This is a genomic window from Streptosporangium sp. NPDC006013 (genome assembly GCF_040614275.1).
GTDB lineage: Bacteria > Actinomycetota > Actinomycetes > Streptosporangiales > Streptosporangiaceae > Streptosporangium.
In genome coordinates, this window is the sequence record NZ_JBEXUE010000468.1 from 1 (window position 1) to 7,753 (window position 7,753).

At 65.7% G+C, this 7,753-nt stretch carries 3 protein-coding genes; 2 read left to right on the forward strand and 1 reads right to left on the reverse strand.

All coding sequences use genetic code 11. The annotated features are described in order from the left end of the window. Positions 1-91: 91 nt before the first annotated feature. Both ABZ260_RS41865 and ABZ260_RS41870 read left to right on the forward strand, forming a co-directional pair. Positions 92-298 (forward strand): ROK family protein, encoded by a 207-nt coding sequence (locus tag ABZ260_RS41865; protein WP_355628882.1) that lies wholly within the window; start codon positions 92-94, stop codon positions 296-298. A gap of 595 nt (positions 299-893) precedes the next feature. Then, positions 894-1,154 (forward strand): hypothetical protein, encoded by a 261-nt coding sequence (locus ABZ260_RS41870; RefSeq protein WP_355628876.1) that lies wholly within the window; start codon positions 894-896, stop codon positions 1,152-1,154. 39 nt (positions 1,155-1,193) lie between these two features. Here ABZ260_RS41870 and ABZ260_RS41875 read toward each other — a convergent pair whose 3' ends face one another. Next, positions 1,194-7,532, reverse strand: a complete 6,339-nt coding sequence (locus tag ABZ260_RS41875; protein WP_355628879.1) for an N-acetylmuramoyl-L-alanine amidase — start codon at positions 7,530-7,532, stop codon at positions 1,194-1,196. Positions 7,533-7,753: the final 221 nt, after the last annotated feature.

Here is a 7,753-nt window from a genome sequence, read left to right on the forward strand (position 1 = left end):
CGTGCCGACATCCACGAAGCCTTCCTCAGCCTCGGCTGCGCCCTGATCTGCTGGCGACGCCTCAGCTCATTGTGTTAGCAGTTCTTACACGCTGCTCCTCGACCCGGCCGCGATCGTCATCGGCGGAGGGCTCGCCGAAAGCGGTGACCTGCTGCTCGAACCGCTCCGCGAACGCCTCGCCGCCAAACTCACCTTCCGTGAGGCCCCGCCCCTGCGCGCATCCGGTCTCGGCATGCGCGCAGGCGTCCTCGGTGCCGCCAAGCTGGCGTGGGCGGCCTCGCCGAGCGGGGACCGCTAGAACACCGAGATGTGCGGGGCGGCTACCGCGCGGTCACGGGCCAGGACGTCGCGGCGATGCCGTCGAGGGCCGAGGTCCGCGATCCGTCCACGCGAACACGCAGGAGTCCGTGAAACACGAAACGGCTCGCCGGAGGCGAGCCGTTTTCGAAAACCGCAGACCGGAGGCCTGCGGTCATGGTGCGCCGCCAGGGACTCGAACCCCGGACCCGCTGATTAAGAGTCAGCTCGACCCCCTGCCGCCCTCTGTCAGTGCATGATCTCTGGTATCAGTAGGTGCCGCTGAGCTGGGATTCTGTCCGAATGCTGGTGTCAGTTGGTGGTGGGGCGTGACTCCTCATGCCATGCCGTTGGAGCCAACGTGGAGCAAACGGTGGTGGACAGGGGGCGGTCCGATCGGCGGTGGATATTGATCATGTGCCGAAATGGGTAGACCGATTGCGGGATCGTGGGCTGAGGTCAAACTCAGTTGCTGACGACATCCTCAATCGGCACGCCCAACTGGGCGCACATCTTTTCGACGAGCAGGTCGTCGACAGCGTCTCCGTAGGCCCGGCGACAGAGCCATCCCAGCCACGTCCACCGCCGGGCGCTCGGTGAACTACTTCCTCAAATGGTTCGCCGGGGAGTCGATAGTGCTCTGCTGGGCGCTGAACGGCCCGAACGTGAGTGCGCACTGGCGCGCGGATCATGTCGGCGTTTGCATCGAGCCGAGCACGGAGCGTGACCACGGAAGCTCCGTCATCTGGGTTCCTGACGGCCCGGGTGAGTACATCGTCGAGGTCAAGCTCGTCAGAGCCTCCGACGGCATCCTGCTCACGAGCGGGAGCACGGCGATCCTCGCCGACGAAGACTGAGGTCGGCTGCGACCGGTTCTGGCCCACGAGGCGCGCGCGTCAGGGAGTCGTCACCGTCTTGAGGACCTTCTTGATCATCTGCGCCGTGAGGAAGTCGACGTTCCAGGAGTACTCGGCGTCTGGTCGCACCCTGCCTCCGGAGAAGTAGCGATCCATGAAGCAGGCCACCGCCCTTGCGGTCGAGTTGGTGTACTCGGCAGAGGTGCGGTCGTGGGCAGGGATGGCGTACCCGATCGTGTGCAGATCCTCCTTCAGTTCCCGGTGCGCGGCAGCCACCGCCGCTGGCAGTGGAGTCACGGTGCTTGCGCGCGGTGTCATTCGGCGTCCGGCGTTCGACGCGAAGAACTTGTGGTAGATGTCGGCGACCGGGCTCGTGAACGTGGCGGCGTCGGATGCTGGTGCCACAGCGTGGCCGGCTGTCTCGATGGCTGGCCAGTCCATTGTCCGACCGGGGTCGGACAGCTTGCGGCCCAGGACTCCGGAGTCGGTCCCGCAGTCGGAGTGTGCGATCACGTCTCGCACTTTGATGCCGGCGAAGGCGCCCCGCAATTGTTCGAGGAGCGTGGTCAGCGACTGAATCTGCACCGCCGGGTACGGACCGCTAACGTGGACGACTTCGATTCCCACCGATACGTCATTCAGCGAAGCAGTCCCACGCCATGCGGAATCGCCGGCGTGGAATGCGATCTCGGTGCGTTCGTCCGCCAGTTTGACGATGGTTCCGTCGGGCGTGATCACGTAATGCGCCGATCTCTTCTCGGGTCCGAGGATGAAGCCAGAGGGCAGCGGACCGCCCGGGCCGGTGTGGTGGACGACGATCGATGTAGGCGGCGCTGCGCGGGGTTGACGGTACGGAGTATGTGCCCACAGCGGTCGCAGTCCGACGGTAACGGAGTCGCCGGACAGCGTGATGTTCGGGTTGCCCGTCACCTGGGTGACGCGCCCCCTTGCGACGGTGATGGTGGCGCGTTCCTCGATCCAGACCCGGCTCGCCTGCGATCCAGTCGCGGGCGGCCGAGCGAAGGATGGCCAGTCGGCCGGCACGGCGGCCGCGCTGTCGGGGACGATGATCAGCGTGTACGTCCCGTCCGGAATCGTGGTCTTCACCGGATGCCACTTCGGGCCTCGCAGCACCTGATCGCGGCTGAATGCGGCACTCGAGACGGTCATCTTCGCCGCGATGTCCGGATCGCTCGGCAGCAGCCGGTTCAGTGCGCGAATCCGGAAGACTCGTGTGTTGCCCGCTCCGGACGGGGCGATAGTGGCGGTCGGGCTGTTCGTCGGCTGGTAGAGGATACGCCAGTTCTCGTACAGCGCCAGGGTCGACAGCCCGCCCTCGTTGAAGCGACCGTTCAGCTCGGTGACAGTGAGCGTCAATCGCGCTCCGGTGTTCGGCGGGTTGAACTGGGTCGGGTCGTCGTCGAAGGCGGTGTTGATGTCCCACGCGTCCAGGATCTCAAGGCGTGACCCGTCCGGCGTCGCGTCCCCGCTGATGCCATGGACGACGATCGCGTGCGACGGCTCACCGCCGACCGTGACGTAGAGCGGTCCGTGGGCGGCCAGCCAGGATCGCCACTGCGTCGCGCTCGGGTACTGCGTGCCGGTGAGAGGGATCTCATCGAAGTCGTAGAAGTCCTTCACCGACTCCAGCCGATCCCACCCGTAGGACTGCTCCAAGGGGTAGCCGACCTCCTCAGCGAGCTCCGCGGCGCTGACCGTCACGCTCTGCTGGCGCTCACGACTGCGCCGGTAGGACTCGATCATCGCCATCGAGGCTGCCCAGCAGGCCGTCTTGTTGGGCTGCGGGACGAGCGGGACGTCGTAGTGAACGGCTTCCATCGGCGGCTCGCCGGTAGGGCGAACCTCGACCGACTCGCGAGTGCCGTCGGGCCGGGTGGAATGCGCGGTGACGGAGTGGCCCTCTCCGACCGCTTCGATCGCGGCCTTGGTCAGGGATGGCTGCCTCACCTCCTGAGCCCGCGCCTCGGCGCTGCGACGACTGCCACCGTCGATCTGCTGTCCGAGATGGTCCCGCACCAGCTGCTGGTAGTCGGCTTCGCTGACCGCGCCGCCGCTCCGGGCCTGCTCGAGCGTGCGCATGATGTCGCCGGAATTCTCCGAGTTGTGCTGCTGCATCGCCATGGTCTGGGCCATCGAGGCGAACGCCTTGGCGTTCTCCTGATTCGACAGGAAGGTTTGCATCGCGTTGGACTGGTTCGCTGCGAGCCCGGTGACGTCGGCGAACGAGCCTGCCTTCGTGAGGGCGTCCGAGAGGCCGGCCAGTCCGGCACCCGGCGCGGGGGCCTCGCGCGCGACCTGCATCGCCACGAGGGGTGAGGCGAACTGAGCCCAGACGGCTCGCCAGTCGACGCGCTGCGGCGTCGGGGTGGTGACCGCGTTGATCGCGGTCGGCTCGTCGGCGCGGAACCTGTCCCAATCCTGCGAGGAGTTGGGCTTGACCATCTCGCACGCGTCGCACTGGCCCATGACTGCTTCCATGTAGACGCCTCGCGTGGGCACGCTGAGTCGGTACGGCGGCACCGCAGACTCCGGTTCGTACTGGTCGCGCAGGTCGGAGGCCGACACCGGACTTTCGCGCTCGATGATGAGCGACTGAGAGACCCGGAACCCGTCGGCGACCGGGAACACGAGCGCGTTTCCGGCGATGTCCAGCAGCTGATGCTTCACGACGGAGGCCAGGGCGCGCATCCCTACGGGAAGGCCGTCGTCGTCGTAGGTCTGGATGCTGAAGCCGTCCAGAAGCATGAACCGGCGGTCTTCGTCCAGCCCTCGCCACAGTGCCTTGTTGTAGTGCTCGAGGTGCGTGTTGAGGTGGGCGATGAGCTCCTCCGCGAGGAACCGATCCTCCTTGCGCGGGTTGCGCCTGTCCTGGGAGGTCAGAGGGGTGTTCAGCTGCACACCGCTCGTGGCGAAGTCGGCGTCGAGGAGATCGCCACCGGCGAACCCCTGGTGCAGGACCCCGTCGAAGTGAGCGGTCTGGTAGCGCAGGTTGACGTTCTCCACGATGAGGGTAGTGAACGACCTGACCGCGTGGGCCGGAACGCTGCTGGAGTGCAGGCGCATCCGATCGGGCAGCGTGTTGCGAGCCGCGTGGGCACCGCCGGACACACGGACGCTGATCGTCCGTTCGCCGCCGTTGTAGCGGCTCGTGGGGGTGAGGTCCAGGCTCAGCGGGCTGATCCCCACGGAGTCGAGCAGCTTGCTGAAGAGCAGGGGGGCCAGGTCCCGGTTGAAGATGCCGTTCCACTCCGAGATCAGCTTGCCGGCAAAGTACTGCTGCAGGAGGCTCTCGGGGCTCGTGATCCCCGGATCCTCAAGAAGGGTCGCGTATGACGCCCACTGCTGCCTGTCCTGCGCGTTCTGGAAGAACGTCAGGGTGACGCTCGTGCCACCGGGCAGGCTGATCGTCTGGTCGGAGAAGGTCTTGACGCGGATGCAGTCCGCCGGGCGCACAGTCTGGTAGTTGGCGTCCAGTTCCATGAACGCGTCGAAGATCCGCTGGCGGACGATCACCGTCTCGCTGACGTTCTCGGTGGAGACCCCACCAAGGAGGGAAAGTCCACCGGTGAAAATCGCATCAGCGATCGTCGCCTCGACATCGGTGCGTTTGGACGTGCGGGTCTCGGTTGTCAGCGGCAGGCTGGCGATGCGGTCGAACCGGGTCGGCGGGCGGGGGAGATTGACGCGGACCTTGAAGTCCCCGCTGATCGAGGTGATCGCGTCCTCGGCATACGAGGCCACGGGGTAGTCGACCCGACTCCAATCGGTCTGCCATCGATCGAGGGCATCGAATGCCTTCAACAGCGGATGCCCGGGCAGACGTGCGAGGCGGAACGGGAAGGGCTGAAGGTAGGTCGCGGCTGGCACGGGGAGCAGGTTGGCCGAGAGCACGTCCTTCCATCGGCTGACCTTGCCCGCGGTGAACTCGGTGAGCAGCAGCGGTACGAAGACGCACTCGGAGACGTCAGACAGCTCTTGGGTGATGGCGTAGTGCCGAAGCACCTCGAAGTACATCATCGTCATTGAGTGGCAGTGATTGTGATTGGCGACCACCTCGGTTTCAACCGAGTACTCCTGGCCATCGCGCACCGTGGTCACGACGGATGCGTTGAGCTCCCGGTACGCCTCGGCATTCTGGCTCAGCGTCTGCCGCAGCCGCTCCCCGAAGTACTGGGATATCCCGCGTGCGCCGTTCTGAGAGGCGGAGGAGTCCGAGTTGGAGAACCCTCCGGCGACACCCAGAGAGCCGCTGATCGCGCCGATCGTGCCGGCGGCCCCCAAGCCGGCGCTCATGCCGGACGTGTTGGCACGGCTGCTCCCCGCGAGACTCTCCGACAGCGCACCGCTGAGCCCGTTGGTGATCGTCCGATCGTCGAAGAGGTCGGCGGCCAGCCTTTCCCCTTGGCGCAGACGCTGGGTCTCGGTGGCCTCGAGAGTGTTGGCCATGTCGAAGGCGACCACCTGCTTCTTCTGCCCAGGGGCCAAGGGCAGAGAGTAGACCAGCTCGCCGAGGGAATAGCCGTCCGCCTTGAAGGCGGCCTTGAAGTGCAGGACATGCCCGGTGGCCACTGTCACGGCCTGGTAGAAGTTCAGGCTGTCGCCGGTCGACGGCGAGTCCTGCCAGCGGATGGGGTTGTCCAACTCGACGGGCCGCCGGTCTATCTTGGATGTTCCACCGATGAGGTCGAAGGTTCCATCGGCGCGCCTGGTGAGCGTGTAGCTCGCGACGTCTGGATCCGTTGCCCGGACGATCGCGGTGAAGTCGTACTCACGCAGGGTGCGGTTCGGGGTCGAGACGTTGATGCAGCCACCGCCGAGATCCTGCGTGTACTCTCCGGACCGGATCAGGTCGGCCTGGTCGGGAAGGCGGCCCACATGGCGAGCACAGCCGCAGTCTTCTGCCGGCGGTGCAGCCTCCACGCTGATCAGCAGATGCACGAAGTCGTCGGCGAGTGTCGATCCGTCAGGCTGGGGTGCAGTGATCCCGATATCGGTCGGGGAGTTCGGGGCGACGGAGACGAGCGCCTGAGCCGCGATGAACTCCCCAGCCGGGTAGGGAAGAGTGAAGTAGCCGGAACCATCCGTCTTCCCGGATGAGACCAGCCTCCAATTGATGTCGGAGGCCGACCTCGCCTGAACGACGACGGTGAGGGAGTCCACTCGCTGCTTCGGATCCATCGCCACGACCTGCCCACGGATCCTTCTGCTGGACGTGTCCTCCGCAGTGGTAACGGGGCGTGTGATCGTGCGGGGCCGATGATTCTTCACCTCGATCACCAGGCCGGTCAGGTCTTCGCTCCCAGCGGGGTGAGCCTCTTGCCAGAGGATCGAACCGTCGAAGCCCTTGACCCTCACCGTGACCGGACCGACGATCGTGCTCAGGCTGACAGGCGGATCCAGCTCCCACTCGAAGTCGAGCGGGAGCGAGGCGGTGCCGGAGACAGCCGGCCACCGCGGGGTGAAAGATCGCAGCACCGTGCCGCTCAGTGTGAGGACAGGGACATCCACCACCGGATGGAAGAACGCAAGCTGCCGCGCGTCTACCTCGGTCTCGTCAGTGATGGTGAAGGTTCCCGCCAGCCTCAGAGGCTCACGCTCGGGCACCGGCACGTCGAACGCGGTCAGCGCCTCGATATTCTTGTGGAGGGAGGCGACCATGTCCGGGCGCAGCCCGAACCTCCTGCCGACCTCGATCACGGCGTCATCGGTCACCTCTCGGGGCGAGAGACGTCCGCCCACCTCGACAGTGAGCGCCGCCAACGCAGCCAGCACGTTCAGCTCGTGCTTCTCGTCATCCCGCTGGCCGACCTCGCCCAGCACGCGCCGCAGCACCTCGGCATTGACCAGGAAGAGCTTCGCCGTCACGAGGCGAAGACCATGCGTTTGGAGGGCGGGGCCTTGGGCGAAGTACAGCACTTCGAAGGTGTGGTCGCCGACAGGGATGCCCGACTCGGACACCATCACATCCAGGGGGAAGCACATCTCCCACAGGCTGACGTGTTCGACCCACTGCGCGAACGCGCGGATATCCGGCCCGAGTATCGCCTCATCGGGGATCGCGGTCGTGTAGGAGCCGTCGTCGGCGACCGCCGTCCGCTGGTTGGATAGCGAAACCCGGATCCGATGCCGGGCCCGTTCCCCGTCCCCGGCCTCCACAGACGTGTCGGCGTCGTAGCGGAACGTCGGGACGGCGAAGTCGAGGTGGAAGTAACTCTGTTCCGTCGGGGCCGAAGGGTGGACAAGATTCCCCGAAAGCTGGGCCATGGTGCGCATCCTGACTTGAAGTTCAGTCAATAAGAGCGGCTCGAAATGAGCCGTTCTGCGCGGCGAAGCCTGTCGCCCCCTCGCCCGCAGCAAGGATTCCCCAGCGGACAGCCTCACGAGCGGAGGACCATCCGTAGCATCAGTGTGAATGGCTTCATCGTGCTGTCAACGGGTGACCTGAACAGAAAGCTTGATCACAAGTGGTCAATGCAGTCGGGCGTTTGGTGTAAGAACTGCTAACACAATGAGCTGAGGCGTCGCCAGCAGATCAGGGCGCAGCCGAGGCTGAGGAAGGCTTCGTGGATGTCGGCACA